Source organism: Streptomyces sp. B21-083 (genome assembly GCF_036898825.1).
In the GTDB taxonomy this organism is placed as follows: domain Bacteria; phylum Actinomycetota; class Actinomycetes; order Streptomycetales; family Streptomycetaceae; genus Streptomyces.
Map to the genome: position 1 here is coordinate 3,058,450 of NZ_JARUND010000001.1, position 24,218 is coordinate 3,082,667.

A 24,218-nucleotide genomic window follows, 5' to 3' on the forward strand; every position below is an offset into this window, starting at 1 on the left:
CGCCCACCGGATCCCCCGCCCGGCGAAGCCAACTGGCACCCCCTGACCCCCCGAACTAGCGTGGCCGCATGATCGAGCTAGAGGGGCTGACCAAGCGGTACGGCGAGAAGATGGCGGTCAACCATCTGACGTTCACCGTGAGACCCGGCATCGTGACCGGCTTCCTCGGCCCCAACGGCGCCGGCAAGTCCACCACCATGCGGATGATGCTCGGCCTCGACCGCCCCACCGCGGGTGACGTCCGGATCGACGGTCAGCACTACGACCGGCTCAAGGACCCCTTCAAGTACATCGGCGCCCTGCTCGACGCCAAGGCCATGCACGGCGGGCGCAGCGCGTTCAACCACCTCCTCTGTCTCGCCCAGAGCAACGGCATCCCCCGCGCGCGCGTGGACGAGGTGCTCGACACCGTCGGGCTCACGTCGGTCGCCCGGAAGAAGGCGAAGGGGTTCTCCCTCGGCATGGGGCAGCGGCTCGGTATCGCGGGCGCGCTCCTCGGTGACCCGCGGATCCTGATGTTCGACGAGCCGGTCAACGGCCTCGACCCCGAGGGCATCCACTGGATCCGCAATCTGATGAAGTCACTGGCCGGTCAGGGCCGGACCGTCTTCGTCTCCTCGCATCTCATGAGCGAGATGGCGCTGACCGCCGATCACCTGGTCGTCATCGGGCAGGGGCGGCTGCTCGCCGACACCTCCATGGCGGACTTCATCGAGCAGAACTCGCGTTCGTACGTCCGTATCCGCTCCCCCCAGCGCGAACGGCTGCTCGATGTCCTGTACGCCGCGGGGATCACCGCGGTGCAGGCCGGCGGCGAGACGCTCGAAGTGGACGGCGGAAAGGCCGAGCTGATCGGTGAACTGGCCGCGCAGCACCACCTCGTGCTGCACGAGCTGAGCCCTCAGCAGGCCTCCCTGGAGGAGGCGTTCATGCAGCTGACCGCCGAGTCGGTCGAGTACCACGCGCACTCCGACACCCTGGCCCCGGCCGGCCTCCCGGCGGGCTCCGCACCCATGTCCCCGCCGGTCTCCCCGCCCGCGCCCGATTCGTCGGCCGGGGCATGGGGCGACGGCTGGCAGAAAGGACGGTCATGACGGCGGCTCAGGTCATCCGGTCCGAGTGGACCAAGATCCGGTCGGTGGCGTCCACGGTGTGGACACTCGGTCTCGCGGCCGTGGTGACGATCGCGCTCGGCGCGCTGATCTCGCTGCTGTTCAAGAACCAGTGGAGCGACCTCAGCGAGAAGGACCGGCTCTCCTTCGACCCGACGTACACCAGTTTCGCGGGGATGAGTCTGGGACAGCTCGCGATGATCGTGTTCGGGGTTCTCGTCGTGTCGAACGAGTACAGCACCGGCATGATCCGCACCTCGCTGGCCGCCGTACCGCAGCGCGGCACGTTCCTCGCCGGCAAGCTCACGGTGGCGGCCGGGCTCGCCTTCGCCGTCGGCGTCGTCACCAGCTTCGCCGCGTTCTCCCTCGGACAGGCGATGCTGGGCGACCGTTCGACGTCCATCGGCGATCCGGGCGTGCTGCGCGCGGTCATCGGCGGGGCCCTCTACATGACGCTCATCGCCCTGTTCTCCATGGGCGTGGCCGCGATGCTGCGCAGCCCGATGCTGTCGCTCGGTGTCCTGATGCCGTTCTTCTTCCTGATCTCCAACATCCTGGGCGCCGTCTCGGCGACGAAGAAGGTCGCCCGCTATCTGCCCGACCAGGCCGGCAGCAAGATCATGCAGGTGGTCACGCCGATCGACAACGACACTCCGTACGGTCCCTGGGGCGGGCTCGCGATCATGGTGGGGTGGGTCGCGGTGGCCCTGCTGGGCGGCTATGCGCTGCTGAAGAAGCGGGACGCCTGAACCGCGCCCCCTCACCCGGGGGCCGTGGATCATCCCGGTCATGGACCCGACATTTTTACCGCGTCTTGAAGGGAACCGTCAGCGCCCGGATAAGCTCCTAACCCTTACGGGGGCGTGTGCCCCGCTGTCCTGAATTTTTCGATGGGTGCGGAGCATGATCGAGGCAGTCGGCCTGACGAAGCGCTACGGCGACAAGACGGCCGTGTACAACCTTTCCTTCCAGGTGCGGCCGGGGGCCGTCACCGGCTTCCTGGGCCCCAACGGGTCGGGCAAGTCGACGACGATGAGGATGATCCTCGGCCTGGACCAGCCGACCTCGGGCCAGGTGACGATCGGCGGCTTCCCCTACCGCAAGCTGCCCAACGCCCCCCGGCAGGTCGGCGCGCTGCTCGACGCCAAGGCGGTGCACGGCGGCCGGTCCGCCCGTAGCCACCTGCTGTGCCTGGCCCAGTTGTCGGGCATCCCGGCGCGGCGCGTGGACGAGGTGCTGGGCGTCGTCGGACTGCAGGACGTGGCCCGCAAGCGCTCCAAGGGGTTCTCGCTCGGCATGGGACAGCGGCTCGGCATCGCCGCCGCGCTGCTCGGCGACCCCCAGGTGCTGCTCTTCGACGAGCCGGTCAACGGCCTCGACCCCGAGGGCATCCTCTGGGTGCGCAACCTGATGAAGGCGCTCGCGGCGGAGGGGCGGACCGTGTTCGTCTCCTCCCACCTGATGAGCGAGATGGCGCTGACCGCCGACCACCTCATCGTGATCGGGCGCGGCCAGCTGCTGTCCGACATGAGCATCAAGGACTTCATCTCCACCAACTCGGCCGACTTCGCGCGCGTGCGCACCCCCGACACCGAGCCGCAGCAGCGCGAGAAGCTGACGGCCGCGCTGACCGAGGCGGGCGGCCAGGTGCTGCCCGAGCCGGACGGCGGGCTGCGCGTGACCGGGCTGCCGCTGCCCCGCATCAGCGACCTCGCGCACACCGCCGACGTACGCCTGTGGGAGCTGTCGCCGCACCAGGCGTCGCTGGAGGAGGCGTACATGCGTATGACGCAGGGCGCCGTCGACTACCGCTCGACCGTCGACCAGAAGGCCGGCCTCCAGCAGCAGCTGCCGCCGGGCGCGCAGCCGCCGGTGCAGATGCCGGTAGCGGGGCAGGGTCAGCCGGACTGGTACGCCCCGCCGCCGCCCCAGCAGGGCGGCCAGCCGCCGTTCGGGGACCCCGGTCAGCACAGCCATCCCGGACAGCCCGCGGGCCCGTACGGCGCCCCTGGCGGCCCCGGCGCTCCGGCCGGCGGCCACCCGAACCCTTACGCGCAGCCCGTCGGCGCCCCTCAGCAGGCGCCCGCCGCTCCCCCCGCTGCCGCCGCTCCCGCCCTGACCAAGCCCGAGGACGCCCGATGAGCACGCCCCAGCAGCCCCCGACGCATGCGCTGCAGCCGCAGGCCGCGCCCAACTGGCAGGCGGCGCCCGGCACTTCGTACGCTGCCTACACCTCGCCCATCCCGGTCACCCGCACGCACCTCGGTCACGCCCTCACCTCCGAGTGGACGAAGATCAAGTCGGTGCGCTCCACGATCTGGACGCTCGGGGTCTTCCTGCTCCTCGTCATCGGCATCGGCCTGCTGGTCGCCGCGCAGACGACCGACGAGGACTTCGGGAAGGTGCCGTACACCCTCCCCGCGTTCTTCGGGCTGATCCTCGGACAGATCTGCCTGATCACGCTGGGCGTGCTGGTCGTCTCCTCGGAGTACGGCACGGGCATGATCCGTACGACGTTCACCGCCTCGCCGCAGCGCCACCGGGTGCTCGCCGCCAAGCTGATCATCTTCTTCGCTGTCGCTTTCGTGGTGTCCGCGTTCGCGATCGGTTTCATCGGGCTGGTGACCGAGTCCATGCACAGCGGCGGTGAGGGTGGGGCGTGGGGCGGCACGGTCGTCAAGGCCGCGCTGTACGTCTCGCTGCTCGGGGTGCTCGCCCTCGCGGTCGGCTCGATGCTGCGTCACTCGGCGGGCGCGATCACCGCGATGCTGGGGCTCGTCCTCGTGCCGGCGATCCTCCCCGCGTTCCTGATGCTGTCCGACAGCATGCGGACGATCGGCGAGAAGATGATGGACTACAACGCCCCCAACGCCCTCGCCAAGATCTTCGGGATCAGCGAGGAAAACGGCAGTGGCGGCGGCGCCCAGCTCGGTCTGCTCGCCGGGGTGACCGCCGCGGCGATCGCCGGCGCCTTCGTGCTGCTCGACCGCCGGGACGTGTGATTCACCCGGACGCGTGAACTGCCCTGACCACCGGGCGAGTTCGGGTGTACCCGGTCAGAACCTCGGCGCGTTACGGGACCGCTGCACCCGCGTGGTGCGGCGGTCCTTCGCGTTCCAGCACGCCTTGTGCCAGTGCCGGCGGTCGTCCACGCCCGCGTGCTCGGCCCACGCGACGACATGCGGGACGCCGGACGGGATCAGCTGGTCGCAGCCGGGGCAGCGGTACGTCTTGCCCTGGGCGCTGGCTCCGGCCACATGCCGGACGTTCCAGTTCTCGCCCTGCCAGCTCTCCGAGGACTGGAAGCCGCCGTAGCGGCCGGAGTCGTCCCCGTCGGCACTCCGGCCGGACGACGAGCCGCCGGGGCCTTGGGGGCGGTTGCGACGCGGGGACACAGGACACCTCACGGAGCGGGTCAAGGAGCACGGATGCTCTCCAGCCTACGCGGCGCGATCCTGGGTAGATGTAAGTAACCACCTCCGCACCACTCCCCTCGAACACTCTCGAACTCCCGCCCGAATCATGTCGTCGACTCTCGGGCCGCTTCGAGGCAGACCCCCGCCGGACCGCAGGAAGCCCCCCGCCCGGCCGCCCGATTCTGCAGACAATCCGCCAATCTCTCCGCCAAGCCGTGACTTCGGCACGTGTCGTGCGGTTATGCCGTGCGGGGGAGCTCCGTGTCGGGGCCTAGGAAGCAGGAAAGAGCATGCGCGTAGGAAGTTTTGTGCTGGCGGCCCAGTTCCCGGGCCAGGGCCAGGGGGAGGCGCTGCACCGAGCGGTCCGGTCCGCCGAGGTCGCCGAGGAGGCGGGTCTCGACACGGTCTGGCTGGCGGAGCACCACTTCGTCCCGTACGGCACCTGCCCGTCCGCGACGACCCTGGCCGCCCTGCTGCTGGGCCGCACCCGGCGCATCCGGATCGGTACGGCGGTGAGCGTCCTGCCCACCACCCACCCCGTGGCGCTCGGCGAACAGGCGGCGCTGCTGCACCTGACGTCCGGCGGGCGGTTCACGCTGGGCGTGGGGCGCGGCGGGCCGTGGGTCGACCTGGAGGTGTTCGGGACGGGCCTGGAGGCGTACGAGAAGGCGTTCCCGGAATCACTCGATCTACTGGTCCGCTGGCTGCGTGAACCGTCCGTGGCGGCGGCCGGCGACCGGTTCAGGTTCCGTGAGGTGCCCGTCGTGCCCAGCCCGTCGGAGTCGCTGACGGAGACGGCGGGGCCGGAGGTCGTGGTCGCCTGCACCTCGCCGTCGAGTGTGCGGCTGGCCGCCGAGCGGGGCCTGCCGATGCTCCTCGGGATGCATGTCGGGGACGAGGAGAAGGCCGAGATGGTCACCCTGTGGCGGCAGTACGCGCGTGCGGCGGGGCGTCCGGCGGACGAGATCCGGGGCGCCGCCCATGTGTCGGCCGGCATCTGCCAGATCGCGGACCGGCGTACGGACGCGGTGGAGACGCTGATGAAGGCGATGCCGGGCTGGCTGCGACAGGGGCTGGAAGCACATGTCACGGTCGATGGCCGGGAGCGTTCGATGCGGGACCCGGTGGCGTACACCGAACTCCTCTGCGGACTGCACCCGGTGGGCACGGCCAGGCTGTGCGCCGACCGGCTCGCGGCGACCTCCGAACGGACAGGCATCTCACGCTTCGCCCTGCTCGTCGAGGGGTCAGGCGACCTGGCGGCCACGGAGGAGAACGTACGGCGGCTGGGCACCGAGGTGCTCACCCAGCTGCGCTGACGCGCCCGACCACACTGCCCCAGGGAGCTTGCCGCCCCGTACAGAAACACCTCCCGCGCACGGGAGCGGCAAGCCGTTGCCCCTGAGGGCCAGTCGCCCTCCGCCTCAGCAGTCCCGGAATTCCGGGGACTGGTTCAGCAACTGACTGCGTACCGAGGTGAAGCGGGCCAGCTTGACGTCCACCGAGGAGTCCAGCGGGAACACCGCCACCCGGTGGCAGTTCTGGAAGGCCAGCCGCACACCGAAGTGCCGCTGCAGCGCGCCGCGTATCGCGTCACTCGCCAGCGCACGCAGCAGTTGGCCACGTGCCTGCTCGTCCGGCGGCGGCGTCTGGTTGTCGGCGAAGTCTCCGCCGTCCACCTTCAGCTGGGCCACCAGGGAGCTGATCATCTCCCATGCGTAGGGCAGGGAGGTCCGGACGCAGTCGACGAATTCAGCTTCGTCGACCTCGCCTCGCTCGGCCTGTTCGAGTAGGGCCGGTGAGACGTCGAGCGACATGAGTTCTCCTCTCGCACCCCCGGGTCACGGGGGTTGCCTGACAGGGAAAGAGAGCCCGCGACACCGAGCACGCTCCGTACACGCATCGCGACCTCCCGTTTACTACGGTAGGCAACGGACCGTGACCGCACCAGGAAAACGCGGATACAGGACCGGTCAAAACCGTCCCCGTAGGCACACAATCAGCCAACAATGAACAGTTGCCTCTGGCATGTTCCGTGGGCCCACCGAGCGCGCGTCAGCACTGTGAGGTGGGCGAATCGCGTGGACCGCCGCCCGTCGAGTAGCGTTGCCGACCATGCGTCTCGTCATTGCGCGCTGTTCCGTGGACTACGCGGGCCGGCTCACCGCTCATCTCCCGTCGGCCCCCCGTCTCATCCTGGTGAAGGCTGACGGCAGCGTCTCGATCCACGCGGACGACCGCGCCTACAAGCCTCTCAACTGGATGTCTCCGCCCTGCACGTTGAAGGAGGGGACCGGAGAAGAGAAGGGGATCTGGACCGTCATCAACAAGGCGGGCGAGAAGCTCATCATCACGATGGAGGAGATTCTTCACGACTCCTCGCACGAACTGGGCGTGGATCCGGGCCTGATCAAGGACGGCGTGGAAGCGCACCTCCAGGAACTCCTCGCCGACCGCATCGACACCCTCGGCGACGGCTACACCCTCATCCGCCGCGAGTACATGACGGCCATCGGCCCGGTCGACATCCTGTGCCGGGACGGCGACGGCGCGACGGTCGCTGTCGAGATCAAACGGCGCGGCGAGATCGACGGCGTGGAGCAACTCACGCGCTATCTCGAGCTGTTGAACCGCGACCCGCACCTCGCTCCGGTACGCGGCATCTTCGCCGCCCAGGAGATCAAGCCCCAGGCCCGCGTCCTCGCCACGGACCGGGGCATCGGCTGCGCGGTCCTCGACTACAACGCCCTGCGCGGCATCGAGGACGACAAACTCCGGTTGTTCTGAGGCCGGTTCAGGGCTGCGGGGCCCAGTGCACGGCTTGGCTGTACGGCGAAGGGGGGCGGGTCCGTTGTCACGGGCCCGCCCCCCTTCGCCGTGTCGTCGTGCCGTCAGATCACCGGCGCCGTGACGGCCGTCGTCGCGGGTGCGGTGGTGTCGGCGGGGGCGCTCGCCGGATCACTCGCGACAACCGTCTGGGCGGGGCTGGAGGCCGGGCCGCTCGCCGTGTCGCTGGTGTCCGGGGTGGACGGCGACGGCGTCGGCTCGTCGGTCGGCCCGCCGCTCGGGGACCCTGTCGGCGTCGCCGAGTCGGACGCTGTCGCCGACGGGGAGGCCGGCGTCGACGGCTTGGAGGTGGGCGACGGAGACGGAGAAGCGGACGGCGAGGACGGCGCACTCCCGCCGCCGGTGTTCCCACCCCCCGGCGTGTTCGTCCCTGTCGGGTCGTCCGACGGCTCCGCGCCGTCCGTGGGCGGCGGGGTCGGGTCGTCCGAGGTGCCCATCGTGCCGTCGGGGCCCGGGTCGGTCGGGCGGCTGGTGGCCGTACCGGTGTCGTCGCCGTTGCTGTCGCCCTCGCCGTTGCCGGCCTTGTCGGCGCCCAGGCTGTCGTCGTCGCTGCCCGCGCTGGCGGACGGGTTGACGCCCACCTGGTCGGACGGCGTGTCACCCGGGTTCGAGGTCGCGCCCAGCGTCACCACCGTGCCGAGCACGGCCGCGAGCAGGGCGCCCGCGCCGACCGCCACGAGGTTGCGCCGGGCACCGCCCACGAGCCGCTGGACGCCCGAGATCTTGTGCGCGGCGCCGCCGGACCGGGACGCGATCACGGTCGGCGCGAAGTCACCGCCTCCGTAGCCGGGACCGGTACCGGAAGCCGAACCGGATCCGCTGCCCGACGACTGCGGCGGCGGGTAACCGGCGGCCCCGAAGACGGCCGGGACGCCACCGTGCGGCGACGCCGACTCCTCGTACCGCGCGTCCGGTACCTCCTCGCCCGCCGTGGAACCCGGGCCGGAGCCGAGGCCGGGGGTGTCACCGGCCATGTCGGCGACCAGGGTGAGGGCGCGGCGGCCCGCGACCGTGCCGCGCTTGTCGGCGACGGCGCCGCGCAGGCCGATGGCGGCCTCCAGCTCCGTACGGGCCTGGTCGAGCTGTTCGCCGCAGAGCGCGAGGATGCCCAACTCGTGGTGGAAATAGGCCTGTTCCGATACCTCCCCGGCGAGCCGGGCGGCCTCGGCGCCGAGCAGTAGGACGTGTTCCCAGGCGCTCCAGTACAGACCGGCCGCGAAGGCGGGCGCCGCCGTGCGGGCCAGCTGCACGGCCGTGCTCTCCTCGCCCTCCCCCGGCGGCGTGGTCTCGGGGACCAGGACGGCCAGTGCGGCGAGCAGGGCGTCGGCCTCGGCGCTCACCCGCTCGGGGGTCACGGACGGGTGCCCGGCCCACCAGGCGTAGTGCTGGGCGGCGGTGAACGCCCGGTCCTGGGCGCCCTCGCCGTATCCGGCGGCCTCCAGCTGGGTCCGCACCCCGGCGGCGAGCCGGTAGTGGGAGCCGACCGGGGACACCAGGGCGCAGCCGAGCAGCTCACCGAGGGCGGCGTCCGCGTGGGTGTCGCCGACCAGCGCGGGCAGATGCGCCTGGTGGGGCACCTCACCGCCGAGCGCGACGGCGAACCGCAGGGTGTCCCGCGCGGACGCGCTGAGCCGGGACGCGAGCAGCGGCGCGGGCGCGGCACCCTCGGCGAGCGAAGGCAGCGGTACGTCGTCCTCGTCACCGGAGTCGAAGGGCGCGTCGGCCGGGGTGTCGGCCGGGACGTCCTCGAAGACGCCGAACTCGTCGAACGCGTTCGCGCGGGCCCGCAGTCCGTCGCGCTGCCTGAGCAGGGCGCCGGCCTGGACGAACCGCAGGGGCAGGCCCTCGGACTCGAACCAGAGGTCACCGGCCCAGTTGGATTCCTCCTCGGTGAGAACACGGCCGACGGCGCGCTCAAGGAGTTCCAGGCCGCCCGCCCGGTCGAGGCCGTCGAGGAACAGCTCCTCGATCAGCGCGTCGGCGGACGGGGCGGGTACGTCGGGGGTGGCGCTGATCAGGAAGGCGCACTCGGGGGTCGCGTCGAGGAGTTCGTCGAGCGCGGCGCCGCCGAACTCCACGTCGTCGAGGACGACGACCGCGCCGGCCTCCCGGACGAGGGCGCGCAGTTCGTCCGGTTCCGGCCGGTACAGAGGGGCGCTGTAGACGGCGTAGAAGAGGTCGTAGAGCAGGTCGGTCTGGGTGCGGTGGAGGCCGGTGAGGCGGACCACGCCGTCGGGGGCGAGGTCGGCGCAGTCGGCGGCCACGGCGTCGAGGAGCGTGGTGCGGCCGGAGCCGGCCGGGCCGGTGAGGCGTACGGAACGGCCGCGGGCCAGCAGCCGCACCAGCCGTTCGCGCTCGCCGTCGCGCTCCAGGAGCGGCAGTTCGGGCCGCGGGGGCCCGGGCGGTACGGGTGGCCGGGTGGCGCGGGCGATCTCGGTGCGCTCGGCCGCCGTGAGCTTGACGGGCCGGCCGGGCCGTTCGCCGGGCGGGCAGACCTCTATCTCGCTGCCGTCGACCGGGTTGACGGTGAGCAGGTAGTCACCCGAGACGAGCTGCGCCGTGCGGGCGAGCGCCGGCGTGTGCTGGCCGAAGTCGGATGTGAGGGCGTCGCGAGGCGGGCGCTGACGCGGCGTGCTGCCGTCGGCGTCATGGCCGTACTCCTCGGAGCCCTGGTTGTTCGGGTCCATAAGGTTCAAGCCCCCCAAAAGCGTCGTGTGCGGGTCGACGGGACCCAGGCCCCTCCCGGCCTTGCTGCACACTGAGCTGTCGCTTCTGGTCCGGGCCCGCTCGCGGGATGTCAGGCAGCGGGCGACCGAACCCTAAACCTTCGCACAGTATCTATGACAGGCCGGGGTACCGCGCCGTCCGAGACGTCACAGTGTCGTGAGGATTGTGCGCGAAGCGCGTTTTCACACTCTGGGCAGCGACTCCACCCCGATGCCCCCCTCGATCGCCAGGATCCGGTGCAGCCGGGTGGCCACCAGCAAACGTTGCATCTGCGCCGGTACGTCACGCAGCACCAGCCGCCGGCCGCACCGCCCGCACCGCCGGTGGGCTCCCATGATCACCCCGAGCCCGGTGGCGTCCCAGGAGTCCAGCTCGGACAGATCCAGCACCAGATCGCCGACGCCTGTGTCGACGGCCGTATGCAGGACCGTACGGGCGTCCGCCGCGCTGCGGACGTCGAGGCGGCCCCCGACGACCAGCTCGGCGTGGTCGCCCCTGATGTACATATGCGCTCCCGTGAGTGCGTGGGTCGTGCTCCGCGTCGGTAGGTGATGCAACGTCTGACTGCCTTTGAGGCGGTCAGGTTGCCGTCTGTGAGCGAACCGGTACTCAATTCACCCCACAGGGTGATACCCCAGGGGTTCGTGCGGTTTCCGTACCTGTTGACTACGTGCGGTACTGCTGGGCGGCGGTACGTCTCGTCGCTTGTCGGTACCGCCCGGTACTGCTCAGTGCTTGTAGAAGCCCTGCCCGCTCTTTCGGCCTATGTCACCGGCGTCAACCATCCGGCGCATCAGCTCCGGAGGAGCGAACTTCTCGTCCTGGGACTCGGTGTAGATGTTGCTGGTGGCGTGCAGCAGGATGTCGACCCCGGTGAGGTCGGCGGTGGTTAGCGGGCCCATGGCGTGCCCGAAGCCGAGCTTGCAGGCGAGGTCGATGTCCTCGGCGGTGGCGACACCGGACTCGTACAGCTTGGCCGCCTCGACGACGAGCGCCGAGATCAGCCGGGTCGTCACGAAACCGGCGACATCCCGGTTGACGACGATGCAGGTCTTGCCGACCGACTCGGCGAACTCCCGTGCGGTGGCGAGGGTTTCGTCGCTCGTCTTGTAGCCGCGGACCAGCTCGCAGAGCTGCATCATCGGCACCGGTGAGAAGAAGTGCGCACCGACGACCCGGTCCGGGCGGTCGGTGACGGCGGCGATCTTGGTGATCGGGATGGCGGAGGTGTTCGAGGCGAGCACGGCGTCCTCGCGCGCGATCCTGTCGAGCGCGCGGAAGATCTCGTGCTTGACCTCAAGTTTCTCGAAGACGGCCTCGACGACGATGTCGGCGTCGCCGACCGCGTCCAGGTCGGTGGTCGCGGTGATGCGTCCGAGGGCGGCCTCGGCGTCGGCCTCGGTCAGTTTGCCCTTGCCCACGAACCGGTCGTACGAGGATTTGATGCCGTCGGTGCCACGGGTGAGCGCTTCGTCGGTGACATCGCGCAGCACGACGTCCCAGCCCGCCTGGGCGGAGACCTGGGCAATGCCGGAACCCATCAGGCCGGCTCCGATGACGGCAAGCTTCCGTGCCACTGTGCGACTCCCCTGACGCGCTGTTTATGTGCCTCGTGTATTGGGCCTCTTCGGCGGACCCTAGCGCTCGTGAGGGGCTGTGTGACCGGTAAGTAACGCGCGTCACGTCTCATCTGGCGGACATCACACGGACGTGGCTCATTCGACTACTCGTACGGCCTAGTTGGGCAGTCGCGGAAGGTCGTCACTACCCTGGCCGCATGGTCAATCTGACGCGCATCTACACCAGGACCGGCGACCAGGGCACTACCGCCCTCGGGGACATGAGCAGGGTCGCCAAGACCGATCTGCGGATCTCGGCGTACGCCGACGCCAACGAGGCGAACGCGGTGATCGGGACCGCCGTCGCGCTGGGCGGGCTGGAGGTGGAGGTCGTCAAGGTGCTGACCCGCGTGCAGAACGACCTGTTCGACGTGGGCGCGGACCTGGCGACGCCGGTGGCCGAGAACCCGGAGTTCCCGCCGCTGCGGGTCGAGCAGTCCTACATCGACAAGCTGGAGGCGGACTGCGACCGGTTCCTCGAAGACCTGGAGAAACTGCGCTCGTTCATCCTGCCCGGCGGCACCCCCGGCGCGGCCCTGCTGCACCAGGCGTGCACGGTCGTACGCCGGGCCGAACGCTCCACGTGGACGGCGCTGGAGGCCCACGCGGAGGTGATGAACCCCCTCACCGCGACCTACCTGAACCGCCTGTCGGACCTGCTCTTCATCCTTGCCCGGACGGCCAACAAGGCGGTCGGGGACGTGCTCTGGGTCCCGGGCGGGGAACGCTGAGGAGGTCGGCGACCTCATCTCCCTACGGCTTGCGCCTCGGTGGGCGTGCCCTCTGGAACAGTCCCGTCAGGAGCAGTGCTCCGCCGACGCACGTCATGACCAGGCCCACCTTCGTCAGGGTGACGAAGGGGAGCGCGACTCCCCCGGCGAACAGCCACAGCGCCAGACCGATCACCAGGGTGACGGCGCCCTCCAGCAGGTTCTTCGTCGCCCCGCTCATCGGCGCGCGCCCTGCTTCTCGAAGGTGACCCGGCCGGCGCTCTCGGCCGCTCCGGGCCCGCCAGGGTCCTTCTTCGGCCAGATCGTGTACGTCAGTGCGATCAGACCGTGGATGCCGGCCATCCGGAGCGCCGCCCACTGCGTGGACCGCAGGGACGACGTGTCGCCGTGGCCGACGTACCAGACGGCGCCCTGGAGCAGCGCGCACGCGACCGCGGCCATGACGACCGTGCGCAGCCACAGGCGGCCCTCGTGGCGGGCCCGCGCCATGCCGTACCGGGGCGGCTTCGGCGGGGGCGGGCCGCCGGCCAGCCGGTGGGCGGCGTGGCCGTCGAGCCAGCGGATCGTGTAGTGGCCGTACCCCACCGTGAAGCCGATGTAGAGCGCGGCCAGGCCGTGTTCCCAGCCGGGTTCGGCGCCGTTCCTCAGGTCGATCGCCGTCACGACGAACAGCACCAGTTCCAGCAGCGGCTCGCAGAGCAGCAGTGCCACGCTGATGCGGCGCCAGTGCAGCACGTAGCGGGCGGTCAGGCCGAGCGCCAGCAGCACCCAGAAGCCGACCTCGCAGGCGATGATCAACGCGACGATCACGACTCGCTCCTCACAGCGGAAACCGGGGAAACCGGGGAAACCGGGGAATCCGCTCAGGGGGATTCCCTCTCCTTCCAGGCTCCCGGCGGGACGGGCCGGATTCGTCGTCGGCGGTGAGGAAGTCCCGGTACATCGAAAGATGCAGTTCGGGACCCTTCCCGGGGATCAGGCGGGCGGCGCCCGGGCCGTGTTGGATGGAGGCATGGCCCAGCGACTCCCCCGCCCGCACCGCGACGACGTGCGCATCGCGCTCGCGGGGCTGCTCGGCGGTCTGTTGATCTGGGGCGTCGGTCTCAGCACCCGCGCGGCCGGTGACCCGCTCGTCCTCCTGGACGCGCGCTGGCCGATCCTGCTGCCGCTGGTAGTGACCGCCGGCTGCGAGCTGCTCCGGCGGATCCGGCCGCGTACGGGTCTGCTGGTCGGTATGGCCGCGCTGACCGTGGACGTCCTCACACAGGGCAACCTGGTCACCGTCGTGATGTTCACGGACCTCGTGTACGCGGCCGTGCTGTACGGGCCGCCCGCCACCGCCCGCCGTGTCCCCTGGATCACCGGGCTGCTCTCGGTGGCCACCGCGATCGTGCCCTTCGCCGTCTGGCGGGTACCTCAGGCGCTGCTCATCGGTGTGGTCGTCGGCATCGTGGCGTTCACCCCCGCCGCCACCGGCCTGATCGTGCGCGACCACCGCGACGCCGCCGTCTCCGCCCGGCTTCGCGCCGAACAGACCGCGCTGCTGGCCGAGTTGGACCGCACCCAGGCGATGACCTCCGAACGGGCGCGAATGGCAAGGGAGTTGCACGATCTGGTCGCCAACCACCTGTCCGCGATCGCGATCCACTCCACGGCCGCGCTCTCCCTCGACGACCCGGACACCTCGAAGAGGGCTCTCGGTGTCATCCGCGAGAACAGCGTCGCGGGACTGGCCGAGATGCGCCGCCTGATCGGCATCCTGCGCGACAGCGGCGGCGATCTGGAACCGGCGGCGGCCCCGACGCTCGACGGCCTCGGCGCTCTCGTCGACGGTGCCCGCACCAACGGCCTCGACGTCACCCTGGGCACCGATACCGACCACGCCGCCCTGCCGGCGCCGGTCGAGCTGGCCGCGTACCGCATCGTCCAGGAGTCCCTGACCAACGCCCTCAAGCACGCCTCCCCCGGCCGGGTCTCGGTGGCGTTGACCCGGCGGGACTGTTCGCTCAGCGTCGCCGTGACCAGCCCGTACGGCGATCACGACAGCCCTCGCGCCCCCGGCTCCGGCGCCGGTCTGGTCGGGATGCGGGAGCGGGTCGCGCTGCTGGGCGGCACCTTCACGGCGGGGCCGGACGGCGCCCGCTGGGCCGTGCGAGCGGTGCTGCCCCTCACCGAGGCAGAACGAGAAGGAGGAGGAGAAGGCGTATGACGGAACCAGAAGGGGTGGACCGGGCGATCCGGGTGCTCGTCGCCGAGGACCAGTCGGCGGTACGGGCCGGGCTCGTCCTCATCCTGGGCAGCGCGCCCGGCATCGAGGTGGCCGGGGAGGCGTCGGACGGGGAACAGGCGGTGACGCTGGCCCGTGAACTGCGGCCGGATCTGGTGCTGATGGACATTCAGATGCCGCGCCTGGACGGGGTGTCGGCGACCCGGCAGGTGGTCGCGGAGGGACTGGCGGACGTGCTCGTCCTGACCACCTTCGACCTCGACGAGTACGTCTTCGGGGCGCTGCGCGCCGGAGCTTCCGGCTTCCTCCTGAAGAACACGGAGGCGAAGGACCTTATCGACGCCGTCCGGACGGTGGCACGCGGCGAGGGTCTGATCGCCCCGGCGGTCACCCGGCGCCTGATCGCCGAGTTCGCTTCCGGGCCGGTCCGGGAGCCGAGGGCCGACCCCGCCGTCCTGGACGCCCTCACCCGGCGCGAGCGCGAGGTGCTGTCGTGTCTCGGCGAGGGACTGTCCAACGCGGATGTCGCGATCCGTCTCGACATGGCCGAGGCGACGGTGAAGACGCACGTCAGCCGTCTGTTGGGCAAGCTGGAACTGCGCAGCCGAGTGCAAGCGGCGGTGCTGGCGCAGGAGTTGGGGGTTTAGCGACTCGACGGAGGCTTTCCGCGAAGTGGTCCAGACCTATTGACCCGTGGTCCAGACCTTCCTATTCTCGCGGCACTGTGGGTGCGAAGGCTCAGTCGCGCCCCCTGACACCTCCAAGGAGGCGCGGCATGCGCTTCGGACAAAGATGTACGGCAGGCCTGACAACCCTGCTGCTTCCTCTCGCCGCCCTGGTGGGCCTCGCGAGCCCGGCACAGGCGGCCACCTCGGCCACCGCGACCTATGCCAAGACCCAGGACTGGGGAAGCGGCTTCGAGGGCAAGTGGTCGGTCACCAACACCGGTACCACGTCGATCAGTTCGTGGACGGTCGAGTGGGACTTCCCCTCCGGTACGTCCGTCGCCTCGGCCTGGGACGCGGACGTCACGTCCAGTGGCGCCCACTGGACCGCCAAGAACAAGTCCTGGAACGGCACCCTCGCCCCCGGCGCCACCGTCTCCTTCGGCTTCAACGGCAGCGGCTCCGGCTCCCCCGCCAACTGCAAGCTGAACGGCGGCAGTTGCGACGGCGGCTCGGTACCCGGCGACAACGCCCCCTCCGCGCCCGGCACTCCCACCGCCTCCGGCGTCACCAACACCTCGGTGAAGCTGAGTTGGAGCGCGGCCACCGACGACAAGGGCATCAAGGACTACGACGTCCTGCGCGGCGGCACCAAGGTCGCGACGGTGACGGCCACCTCGTACACGGACACGGGTCTGACCGCCGGTACGGACTACTCGTACACCGTCCAGGCCCGGGACACCGCCGACCAGACCGGTCCGGTGAGCGGCGCGGTCGCCGTGCACACCACCGGCGGGACCACCGAGCCGCCGACCGGGAACAAGGTCAAGCTCGGCTACTTCACCGAGTGGGGCGTCTACGGCCGCAACTACCACGTCAAGAACCTGGTGACCTCCGGCTCGGCGTCCAAGATCACCCACATCAACTACGCGTTCGGCAACGTCAAGGACGGCAAGTGCACCGTCGACGACACCTACGCCGCCTACGACAAGGCCTACACCGCCGACCAGTCGGTCTCCGGCGTGGCCGACACCTGGGACCAGCCACTGCGCGGCAACTTCAACCAGCTCCGGGAGCTGAAGGCCAAGTACCCGAACATCAAGGTGCTGTACTCCTTCGGCGGCTGGACCTACTCCGGCGGCTTCGCGCAGGCCGCCGCCAACCCGGCCGCCTTCGCCGCCTCCTGCAAGGCGGTCGTCGAGGACCCGCGCTGGGCGGACGTCTTCGACGGCATCGACATCGACTGGGAGTACCCGAACGCCTGCGGCCTGACCTGTGACACCTCAGGTGCGCCGGCCTTCAAGAACCTGCTGTCGGCGCTGCGTACGACGTTCGGGGCGAACTACCTGGTCACCGCGGCCATCACCGCCGACGGCTCCTCCGGCGGCAAGCTCGACGCGGCCGACTACGGCGGCGCCTCCGCCTACGCCGACTGGTACAACGTGATGACGTACGACTACTTCGGCGCCTTCGACGCGGACGGCCCGACCGCCCCGCACTCGCCGCTCACCTCGTACGCCGGTATCCCGGCCGCCGGCTTCAACTCCGCCGACGCCATCGCCAAGCTGAAGGCGAAGGGCGTCCCGGCGGCGAAGCTCCTGCTGGGCATCGGCTTCTACGGCCGCGGCTGGACCGGCGTCACCCAGTCCGCCCCCGGCGGCACGGCGACCGGCGCTGCACCGGGCACGTACGAGGCGGGCATCGAGGACTACAAGGTCCTGAAGACGTCCTGCCCGGCCACCGGCACGATCGCCGGCACCGCGTACGCGTACTGCGGCAACAACTGGTGGTCGTACGACACCCCCGCGACGATCGCCACAAAGATGACCTGGGCCAGGAACCAGTCCCTGGGCGGCGCGTTCTTCTGGGAGTTCAGCGGCGACACGAGCAACGGGGAGCTGGTGAACGCCATCAGCGGCGGCCTGGCGTAGCCAACGGCATGACGGCATGAAAAGCGGCGGGGCGGGGTCCGTAGGTTTCGGACCCCGCCCCGCCACCCTTGTATGTCAGGGTCAGGCCACGTTCACCTGTTGTCCGGGAGGCGCCGCCTCCAGCCAGGCGAGGAAACCGGTCAGCGCGTCGTCGCTCATCGCCAGCTCCAGCCTCGTCCCCCGATGGAGACAGGCCAGCACCACCGCGTCCGAGAGGAGGGCCAGCTCCTCCTCGCCGTCGGGGGATCGGCGGCCTGCCACCTCGATCGCCGAGCGATCCAGGACGCGGCGCGGGCGGAGGGAGTAGGAGAAGACGCGGTACCACTGGATGCGGTCGCCGTTGTAGCGGGCGACACCGTAGCCCCAGCCCTTCCCGCTGGGGTCGGGTTTCTCCGGTACGTCCCAGCGCAGGCTGCAGTCGAACGTACCGCCGGAGCGTTGGATGAGCCGGCGGCGCAGCCCGAAGACGAACAGGCCCACCACCACGAACGCCACTACCAAGCCGCACACAGTCAGAGCGAGGAACATCGACACCGACCTCCTCGTCTCCTAGGTAACGGAAAGGAAAAAACATCCGGATTTGCCTCAGCCGCGGCCAGGACCGGCGCTAACCGGTCCCAGCCGCGGCTGAGGCAAAGCATCACACTGGGGCGCTGTGGTCAGCGCGCCGCCACGGCCCGCAGTCGGACGTCCGCACGCCGCTCGGCAGAGGCGTCGCCCTCCGCCTTCGCGCGCTCGAGCTCTCGCTCCACGCGCTGGACGTCGATCTCGTCCGCCAGCTCGGCGATCTCCGCCAGCAGCGACAGCTTGTTGTCCGCGAACGAGATGAACCCGCCGTGCGCCGCGGCGACGACCGTTCCACCATCACTCGTACGGATGGTCACCGGGCCCGACTCCAGCACACCGAGCAGCGGCTGGTGACCGGGCATGACGCCGATGTCGCCGGACGTGGTGCGCGCGACGACCAGGGTGGCCGCGCCGGACCAGACCTTACGGTCGGCAGCGACCAGCTCGACGTGCAGCTCAGCAGCCAAGGTTGGCTCCTCGGGTCACCACCCGGCTGTTGTACCGGGTGTTGGGGTCAATTCTAGTGGTAGTGCGGAGAGGGGCAGGACGCACCCCGCGAAGGGTGCTCCCCTGCCCCTCTTTCAAGAGCGCGGGGGTCAGGAGACGCCCAGCTCCTTGGCGTTGGCCGTGAGGTCCTCGATGCCACCGCAGAGGAAGAACGCCTGCTCCGGGAAGTGGTCGTAGTCGCCGTCGATGATCGCGTTGAACGCGGTGATCGACTCGTCCAACGGCACGTCCGACCCGTCGACGCCGGTGAACTGCTTGGCGACGTGGGTGTTCTGGGACAGGAAGCGCTCCACGCGACGGGCGCGGTGGACGACGAGCTTGTCTTCCTCGCCCAGCTCGTCGATACCGAGGATCGCGATGATGTCCTGAAGGTCCTTGTACTTCTGGAGGACCGTCTTGACGCGCATCGCGGTGTTGTAGTGGTCCGCCGCGATGTAGCGGGGGTCCAGGATCCGGGACGTGGAGTCCAGCGGGTCCACGGCCGGGTAGATGCCCTTCTCGGAGATCGGACGGGAGAGAACCGTCGTCGCGTCGAGGTGGGCGAACGTGGTGGCCGGGGCCGGGTCGGTCAGGTCGTCCGCGGGGACGTAGATCGCCTGCATCGAGGTGATCGAGTGACCACGGGTCGAGGTGATGCGCTCCTGGAGGAGACCCATCTCGTCGGCCAGGTTCGGCTGGTAGCCCACCGCGGAGGGCATACGGCCGAGCAGGGTCGAGACCTCGGAACCGGCCTGCGTGAAGCGGAAGATGTTGTCGATGAAGAACAGCACGTCCTGCTTCTGCACATCGCGGAAGTACTCCGCCATGGTCAGACCGGCCAGGGCCACGCGCAGACGGGTGCCCGGGGGCTCGTCCATCTGACCGAAGACCAGGGCGGTCTTGTCGATGACGCCGGACTCCGACATCTCCTCGATGAGGTCGTTGCCCTCACGGGTGCGCTCGCCGACACCGGCGAACACGGAGACACCGTCGTGGTTGTTGGCTACGCGGTAGATCATCTCCTGGATGAGCACCGTCTTGCCGACGCCGGCACCGCCGAACAGACCGATCTTTCCACCCTTGACGTACGGGGTGAGAAGGTCGATGACCTTGACGCCGGTCTCGAACATCTCGGTCTTCGACTCGAGCTCGTCGAAGCGCGGGGCCTTGCGGTGGATGGACCAGCGCTCGCCCTCGTACTTGTCCTCGGAGTTCAGTACCTCACCGAGGGTGTTGAACACCTTGCCCTTGGTGAAGTCACCGACGGGGACGGTGATGCCCGTACCCGTGTTGGTGACCACGGCCTGGCGGACCAGACCGTCGGTGGGCTGCATGGAGATGGTGCGGACCAGGCCGTCACCCAGGTGCTGGGCGACCTCCAGGGTCAGCGTCTTCTTCGCGCCGTCCAGGGCCGGGTCGGCCACCTCGACGTGAAGGGCGTTGTAGATCTCCGGCATGGCGTCGACGGGGAATTCCACGTCGACGACCGGGCCGATGACCCGGGCGACGCGGCCCGTGGCAACGGCCGTCTCAACTGTCGTCGTCATTACCTGTCACTCCCCGCGGTCGCGTCGGCCAGGGCTGCGGTGCCACCGACGATCTCGCTGATTTCCTGGGTGATTTCGGCCTGTCGGGCCGCATTGGCAAGTCGGGAGAGCGTCGTGATGAGGTCTCCCGCGTTGTCGGTGGCCGACTTCATCGCGCGGCGCGTGGCGGCGTGCTTGGAAGCAGCCGACTGGAGCATCGCGTTGTAGATACGGCTCTCGACGTACCGCGGCAGCAGGGCGTCGAGGACGTCCTCCGCCGACGGCTCGAAGTCGTACAGCGGAAGGATCTCGCCCTTGCCGCTCGTCTCTGCCGCGACCTCGTCGAGGCGGAGCGGCAGCAGACGGCCGTCGACCGCGTTCTGCGTCATCATCGAGACGTACTCGGTGTAGACGATGTGGAGTTCGTCCACGCCGCCGTCCGCCGTCTCCTTCTCGATGGCCTCGATGAGCGGAGCCGCGACCTTCTTGGCGTCCGCGTACGTGGGCTCGTCGGTGAAGCCCGACCACGATTCCACGACCTTGCGCTCGCGGAAGTTGTAGTGGGCCAGACCGCGGCGGCCGACGATGTACGTGTCGACCTCCTTGCCCTCCGCCTCAAGTCGCGCCGTCAGCTTCTCGGCGGCCTTGATCGCGTTGGCGTTGAACGCGCCGGCCAGACCGCGGTCGCTCGAAAGGAGCAGTACCGCGGAACGGGTCGGCGTCTCGGCCTCGGTGGTCAGCGGGTGCCTGGTGTTCGAGCCCGTGCCGACCGCCGTGACCGCGCGGGTGAGCTCGGTCGCGTACGGCGCGGAGGCCGCCACCTTGCGCTGCGCCTTGACGACGCGCGAGGCGGCGATCATCTCCATCGCCTTGGTGATCTTCTTGGTCGCGGTGACGGATTTGATGCGACGCTTGTAGACCCGGAGCTGGGCTCCCATGAGTCAGGTCCCTTCCGTCGTCACTTGCCCGCAGCGGCAGGGGTGTCCTCGCCGAGCAGCTTGCCGTCCGACGTCTCGAACTGCTTCTTGAACTCCGCGACAGCGTCGCCGATGGCGGTGATGGTGTCGTCCGACATCTTGGCGCCCTCCTTGATGGAGGTCATGAGGCCCTGCTCCTTGCGGTGCAGGTACTCCAGGAGCTCCTTCTCGAAGCGACGGATGTCGGCGACCGGTACCTCATCCATACGGCCGGTGGTGCCGGTCCAGATGGAGACGACCTGGTCCTCGGTGGCCATCGGCTCGTACTGAGCCTGCTTGAGCAGCTCGACGAGTCGCTGACCGCGCTCCAGCTGCGACTTCGACGCGGCGTCCAGGTCGGAACCGAAGGCGGCGAACGCCTCCAGCTCACGGTACTGGGCGAGGTCGAGGCGCAGTCGGCCGGACACCTGGCGCATCGCCTTGTGCTGCGCGGAACCACCGACTCGGGAGACGGAGATACCGACGTTCAGCGCGGGGCGCTGACCGGCGTTGAACAGGTCCGACTCCAGGAAGCACTGGCCGTCGGTGATGGAGATGACGTTGGTCGGGATGAACGCCGAGACGTCGTTGGCCTTGGTCTCGACGATCGGCAGACCGGTCATCGAGCCCTTGCCCAGCTCGTCGGAGAGCTTCGCGCAGCGCTCCAGGAGGCGGGAGTGCAGGTAGAAGACGTCACCGGGGTAGGCCTCGCGCCCCGGCGGGCGGCGCAGCAGCAGGGACACGGCGCGGTAGGCGTCGGCCTGCTTCGAGAGGTCGTCGAAGATGATGAGGACGTGCTTGCCCTCGTACATCCACTGCTGACCGATGGCCGAACCGGTGTACGGCGCAAGGTACTTGAAGCCGGCCGGGTCGGACGCCGGGGCGGCGACGATGGTCGTGTACTCCAGCGCGCCGGCCTCTTCGAGGGCGCCACGCACGGAGGCGATGGTCGAACCCTTCTGACCGATGGCGACGTACACGCAGCGAACCTGCTTGTTGACGTCACCGGTGCGCCAGTTGTCGCGCTGGTTGATGATCGTGTCGACGGCCAGAGCGGTCTTGCCGGTCTGACGGTCGCCGATGATCAGCTGACGCTGGCCACGGCCGATCGGGGTCATCGCGTCGACAGCCTTGTAGCCCGTCTCCATGGGCTCGTGCACCGACTTGCGCACCATGACGCCCGGAGCCTGCAGCTCCAGAGCGCGACGACCGCTGGTCTCGATCTCACCGAGGCCGTCGATCGGGTTGCCGAGCGGGTCGACGACGCGGCCGAGGTAGCCCTCGCCGACGGCCACGGAAAGGACCTCGCCGGTACGGGTGACCGGCTGGCCCTCCTCGATGCCGCTGAACTCGCCGAGGATGACGGTACCGATCTCGCGCTCTTCGAGGTTGAGCGCGAGACCGAGGGTGCCGTCCTCGAACTTCAGCAGTTCGTTGGCCATGGCCGAGGGGAGGCCCTCGACCTTCGCGATGCCGTCACCGGCGAGGGTGACCGTTCCGACCTCCTCGCGCGAGGCCGCGTCCGGCTTGTACGACTGGACGAAGTTCTCCAGTGCGTCCCGGATCTCCTCCGGCCGGATCGTGAGCTCCGCCATCTGGGTTCCCTGCTCTCCTTGTTGGGCCCGAAGTTTCACTTGGGGGGATGGGGACTCCCCCCAAAAAGAGGTGAATCCTCTGCACGGCCCAACCAGGGCCGCAGTCAAGTACGTACTACGAGTATTGAGTTGCTGTGCTGCGTGACCGCCGGACGAGCTAGCCCGCCATGCGGCGGCCGGCGTCCTCGATGCGGTCCGCGATGCTGCCGTTGATGACCTCGTCGCCGACCAGCACCCGGATCCCGCCGAGGACCTCGGGGTCCACGTCCAGGTTCAGGTGCATCTGACGGCCGTAGAGCTTCGCGAGGGCGGCGCCGAGGCGCTGCTTCTGCGGGTCGCTCAGCGGGACCGCGGAGGTGACGACGGCGACCATGCGGTCCCGGCGCTCGGCGGCGAGCTTGGACAGGGACTCGAGTCCCGCTTCCAGGCTACGTCCCCGAGGCGCGGTCACCAGGCGGGCCACCAGGCGCTCGGTCGTGACGGCGGCCCGGCCCCCGAGCAGGCTGCGCAGCAGCTCGCTCTTGGCGCCGGTCGTCGCGGCACGGTCGGTCAGCGCGGCGCGCAGCTCGGTGTTCGAGGAGACGATCCGGCCGAACCGGAACAGCTCGTCCTCGACGTTGTCGAGCGCGCCCGCCTGCTGGGCGGCCGTGAGGTCGGCGAGGTCCGCCAGCTCCTCCAGCGCGTCCACCAGGTCACGCGAACGCGACCAGCGGGAGCGCACCATGCCGGACACCAGGTCGGTGGTGGGCCCGCCGACCTGGCTGCCGAGGAGACGCTGGGCCAGCTCGGCCTTGGCCTCCCCGGACTGCGCCGGGTCGGTGAGGACCCGGCGCAGCGACACCTCGCGGTGCAGCAGCGCGGTGACCGAAGCCAGCTCGTCGGACAGCTTCTTCGCGTCGGCGGACGTCGAGTCCGTCAGCGCGTCGAGACGCTCCCGTGCGGCGGCGGCAGCCTCGCGACTGGCTCCGTGCACGGTCATCGAGTCGCCTCGGCCTTCGCGGCGGTCTCGTCGAGGCCGTCGAGGAAGCGGTCGATCACGCGGCTCTGCCGGGCGTGGTCCTCAAGGGACTCGCCGACGAGCTTGCCGGCCAGCTCGGTCGCGAGCTTGCCGACGTCCTGACGGAGCGCGGACGAGGCGGCCTTGCGGTCGGCGTCGAGCTGGGAGTGACCGGCGGCGACGATCTCCTCGCGCTGCCGCTGGCCTTCCGCGCGCATCTCGGCGATGAGCGTGGCGCCCTGCTCCTGCGCCTCCTGGCGCAGCCGCGCGGCCTCGTGCCGAGCCTCGGCGAGCTGTGCCTTGTACTGCTCAAGGACGCTCTGGGCCTCGACCTTCATGGCGTCGGCCTCTTCGATGCCGCCTTCGATCGCCGCGCGACGCTCCTCCAGAACCTTGTTGATGTTCGGAAGCAGCTTCTTCCAGAAGAAGAAGAACACGATGGCGAAGGCGATGGTGCCGACGAGCAGCTCGGGGCCGGGCGGAACGAGCGGGTTCTGCTCTTCCTCGGCCGCCAGCTGAATCAGGTTGGCGATCACATCAGTGCCTTTCGTCGATGCGTGTCAGTAAGGAGGAATTACTTACCGAACACGAACGGCATAACGATGCCGATGAGGGCGAGCGCCTCACAGAAAGCGAAGCCGAGGATCTGGTTGGCACGGATCAGACCGGCAGCTTCGGGCTGACGGGCGAGGGCCTGGGTGCCGTTACCGAAGATGATGCCGACGCCGACGCCGGGGCCGATGGCGGCAAGGCCGTAGCCGATGGAACCGAGCGAACCGGAGACAGCGGCAAGGGTCTCAGTGGCAGCCATGCTGA

General features: G+C 69.8%; 25 protein-coding genes. 10 read left to right on the forward strand and 15 right to left on the reverse strand.

What is annotated here, in order from left to right; all coding sequences use genetic code 11:
• Positions 1 to 68: 68 nt before the first annotated feature.
• The 4 genes from QA861_RS13560 to QA861_RS13575 all read left to right on the forward strand — a co-directional run bounded on the left by QA861_RS13560 (position 69) and on the right by QA861_RS13575 (position 4,114).
• A complete protein-coding gene (locus QA861_RS13560; protein WP_334588587.1) occupies positions 69 to 1,094 on the forward strand; it encodes an ABC transporter ATP-binding protein in 1,026 nt (341 codons plus the stop codon).
• On the forward strand, positions 1,091 to 1,861 hold the full coding sequence (locus QA861_RS13565) for an ABC transporter permease (RefSeq protein WP_334588588.1): 771 nt from the start codon (positions 1,091 to 1,093) through the stop codon (positions 1,859 to 1,861). The genes QA861_RS13560 and QA861_RS13565 overlap by 4 nt, the downstream gene beginning before the upstream one ends.
• 154 nt (positions 1,862 to 2,015) lie before the next feature.
• On the forward strand, positions 2,016 to 3,254 hold the full coding sequence (locus QA861_RS13570) for an ABC transporter ATP-binding protein (protein ID WP_334588589.1): 1,239 nt from the start codon (positions 2,016 to 2,018) through the stop codon (positions 3,252 to 3,254).
• Entirely contained in the window at positions 3,251 to 4,114 is an 864-nt protein-coding gene (locus QA861_RS13575; RefSeq protein ID WP_334588590.1) for an ABC transporter permease, read from the forward strand. The genes QA861_RS13570 and QA861_RS13575 overlap by 4 nt, the downstream gene beginning before the upstream one ends.
• Positions 4,115 to 4,168: 54 nt before the next feature.
• Here QA861_RS13575 and QA861_RS13580 read toward each other — a convergent pair whose 3' ends face one another.
• A complete protein-coding gene (locus QA861_RS13580) occupies positions 4,169 to 4,507 on the reverse strand; it encodes an Rv1322 family protein (protein ID WP_334588592.1) in 339 nt (112 codons plus the stop codon).
• A gap of 311 nt (positions 4,508 to 4,818) precedes the next feature.
• Here QA861_RS13580 and QA861_RS13585 point away from each other — a divergent pair, with 311 nt between their 5' ends.
• Entirely contained in the window at positions 4,819 to 5,847 is a 1,029-nt protein-coding gene (locus QA861_RS13585) for an LLM class flavin-dependent oxidoreductase (RefSeq protein ID WP_334588593.1), read from the forward strand.
• Between the two features lie 105 nt (positions 5,848 to 5,952).
• Here the strand turns inward: QA861_RS13585 and QA861_RS13590 are convergent, their stop codons facing one another.
• Positions 5,953 to 6,345, reverse strand: a complete 393-nt coding sequence (locus QA861_RS13590; protein WP_006381684.1) for an SCO5389 family protein — start codon at positions 6,343 to 6,345, stop codon at positions 5,953 to 5,955.
• Positions 6,346 to 6,643: 298 nt separating this feature from the next.
• On the opposite strand from QA861_RS13590, the gene nucS reads away from it, so the two are divergent.
• Positions 6,644 to 7,315 (forward strand): endonuclease NucS, encoded by a 672-nt coding sequence (nucS, locus tag QA861_RS13595; protein WP_334588594.1) that lies wholly within the window; start codon positions 6,644 to 6,646, stop codon positions 7,313 to 7,315.
• 104 nt (positions 7,316 to 7,419) lie between these two features.
• On the opposite strand, the gene QA861_RS13600 is transcribed toward nucS, so the two are convergent.
• The 3 genes from QA861_RS13600 to QA861_RS13610 all read right to left on the reverse strand — a co-directional run bounded on the left by QA861_RS13600 (position 7,420) and on the right by QA861_RS13610 (position 11,679).
• The gene (locus tag QA861_RS13600; protein ID WP_334588595.1) at positions 7,420 to 10,062 is read right to left on the reverse strand and encodes an ATP-binding protein; all 2,643 of its coding nucleotides are present in this window, start codon (positions 10,060 to 10,062) and stop codon (positions 7,420 to 7,422) included.
• A 222-nt stretch (positions 10,063 to 10,284) separates the two neighbouring features.
• Positions 10,285 to 10,608: an STAS domain-containing protein gene (locus QA861_RS13605; RefSeq protein ID WP_334588596.1), complete on the reverse strand. Its 324-nt coding sequence runs from the start codon at positions 10,606 to 10,608 to the stop codon at positions 10,285 to 10,287.
• 222 nt (positions 10,609 to 10,830) lie between these two features.
• Positions 10,831 to 11,679: a 3-hydroxyacyl-CoA dehydrogenase family protein gene (locus QA861_RS13610; protein ID WP_334588597.1), complete on the reverse strand. Its 849-nt coding sequence runs from the start codon at positions 11,677 to 11,679 to the stop codon at positions 10,831 to 10,833.
• Between the two features lie 200 nt (positions 11,680 to 11,879).
• Here QA861_RS13610 and QA861_RS13615 point away from each other — a divergent pair, with 200 nt between their 5' ends.
• The gene (locus tag QA861_RS13615; RefSeq protein ID WP_334588598.1) at positions 11,880 to 12,452 is read left to right on the forward strand and encodes a cob(I)yrinic acid a,c-diamide adenosyltransferase; all 573 of its coding nucleotides are present in this window, start codon (positions 11,880 to 11,882) and stop codon (positions 12,450 to 12,452) included.
• 22 nt (positions 12,453 to 12,474) lie between these two features.
• On the opposite strand, the gene QA861_RS13620 is transcribed toward QA861_RS13615, so the two are convergent.
• Together QA861_RS13620 and QA861_RS13625 are read right to left on the reverse strand one after the other, a co-directional pair.
• On the reverse strand, positions 12,475 to 12,672 hold the full coding sequence (locus tag QA861_RS13620; protein ID WP_334588599.1) for a DUF5708 family protein: 198 nt from the start codon (positions 12,670 to 12,672) through the stop codon (positions 12,475 to 12,477).
• Positions 12,669 to 13,262 (reverse strand): hypothetical protein, encoded by a 594-nt coding sequence (locus tag QA861_RS13625; protein WP_334588600.1) that lies wholly within the window; start codon positions 13,260 to 13,262, stop codon positions 12,669 to 12,671. The genes QA861_RS13620 and QA861_RS13625 overlap by 4 nt, the downstream gene beginning before the upstream one ends.
• Positions 13,263 to 13,464: 202 nt before the next feature.
• Here QA861_RS13625 and QA861_RS13630 point away from each other — a divergent pair, with 202 nt between their 5' ends.
• From QA861_RS13630 to QA861_RS13640, 3 genes are all read left to right on the forward strand, one after another.
• Positions 13,465 to 14,661, forward strand: a complete 1,197-nt coding sequence (locus tag QA861_RS13630) for a sensor histidine kinase (protein WP_334588601.1) — start codon at positions 13,465 to 13,467, stop codon at positions 14,659 to 14,661.
• Positions 14,658 to 15,326, forward strand: coding sequence for a response regulator (locus QA861_RS13635; protein ID WP_334588602.1), 669 nt, complete (start codon positions 14,658 to 14,660; stop codon positions 15,324 to 15,326). Before QA861_RS13630 ends, QA861_RS13635 begins: the two co-directional genes overlap by 4 nt.
• Before the next feature lie 128 nt (positions 15,327 to 15,454).
• Positions 15,455 to 17,275 carry a glycosyl hydrolase family 18 protein gene (locus QA861_RS13640; protein WP_334588603.1) on the forward strand — a complete coding sequence of 607 codons (1,821 nt, stop codon included), beginning with the start codon at positions 15,455 to 15,457 and terminating at the stop codon, positions 17,273 to 17,275.
• An 81-nt stretch (positions 17,276 to 17,356) separates the two neighbouring features.
• Here the strand turns inward: QA861_RS13640 and QA861_RS13645 are convergent, their stop codons facing one another.
• From QA861_RS13645 to QA861_RS13680, 8 genes are all read right to left on the reverse strand, one after another.
• On the reverse strand, positions 17,357 to 17,803 hold the full coding sequence (locus QA861_RS13645) for a DUF2550 domain-containing protein (protein ID WP_334588604.1): 447 nt from the start codon (positions 17,801 to 17,803) through the stop codon (positions 17,357 to 17,359).
• Positions 17,804 to 17,934: 131 nt separating this feature from the next.
• A complete protein-coding gene (locus QA861_RS13650; protein ID WP_334588605.1) occupies positions 17,935 to 18,309 on the reverse strand; it encodes a F0F1 ATP synthase subunit epsilon in 375 nt (124 codons plus the stop codon).
• 129 nt (positions 18,310 to 18,438) lie between these two features.
• Positions 18,439 to 19,875, reverse strand: a complete 1,437-nt coding sequence (gene atpD, locus QA861_RS13655; RefSeq protein WP_334588606.1) for a F0F1 ATP synthase subunit beta — start codon at positions 19,873 to 19,875, stop codon at positions 18,439 to 18,441.
• Positions 19,875 to 20,792, reverse strand: a complete 918-nt coding sequence (locus tag QA861_RS13660; RefSeq protein WP_334588607.1) for a F0F1 ATP synthase subunit gamma — start codon at positions 20,790 to 20,792, stop codon at positions 19,875 to 19,877. Before QA861_RS13660 ends, atpD begins: the two co-directional genes overlap by 1 nt.
• A gap of 20 nt (positions 20,793 to 20,812) precedes the next feature.
• Entirely contained in the window at positions 20,813 to 22,405 is a 1,593-nt protein-coding gene (gene atpA, locus QA861_RS13665; protein WP_334588608.1) for a F0F1 ATP synthase subunit alpha, read from the reverse strand.
• Positions 22,406 to 22,562: 157 nt separating this feature from the next.
• Positions 22,563 to 23,378 carry a F0F1 ATP synthase subunit delta gene (locus tag QA861_RS13670; protein ID WP_334590547.1) on the reverse strand — a complete coding sequence of 272 codons (816 nt, stop codon included), beginning with the start codon at positions 23,376 to 23,378 and terminating at the stop codon, positions 22,563 to 22,565.
• Between the two features lie 2 nt (positions 23,379 to 23,380).
• Positions 23,381 to 23,938 carry a F0F1 ATP synthase subunit B gene (locus tag QA861_RS13675; RefSeq protein WP_334588609.1) on the reverse strand — a complete coding sequence of 186 codons (558 nt, stop codon included), beginning with the start codon at positions 23,936 to 23,938 and terminating at the stop codon, positions 23,381 to 23,383.
• A gap of 38 nt (positions 23,939 to 23,976) precedes the next feature.
• Positions 23,977 to 24,213 (reverse strand): ATP synthase subunit C-like protein, encoded by a 237-nt coding sequence (locus QA861_RS13680; protein ID WP_015657805.1) that lies wholly within the window; start codon positions 24,211 to 24,213, stop codon positions 23,977 to 23,979.
• Between the last annotated feature and the right edge of the window lie 5 nt (positions 24,214 to 24,218).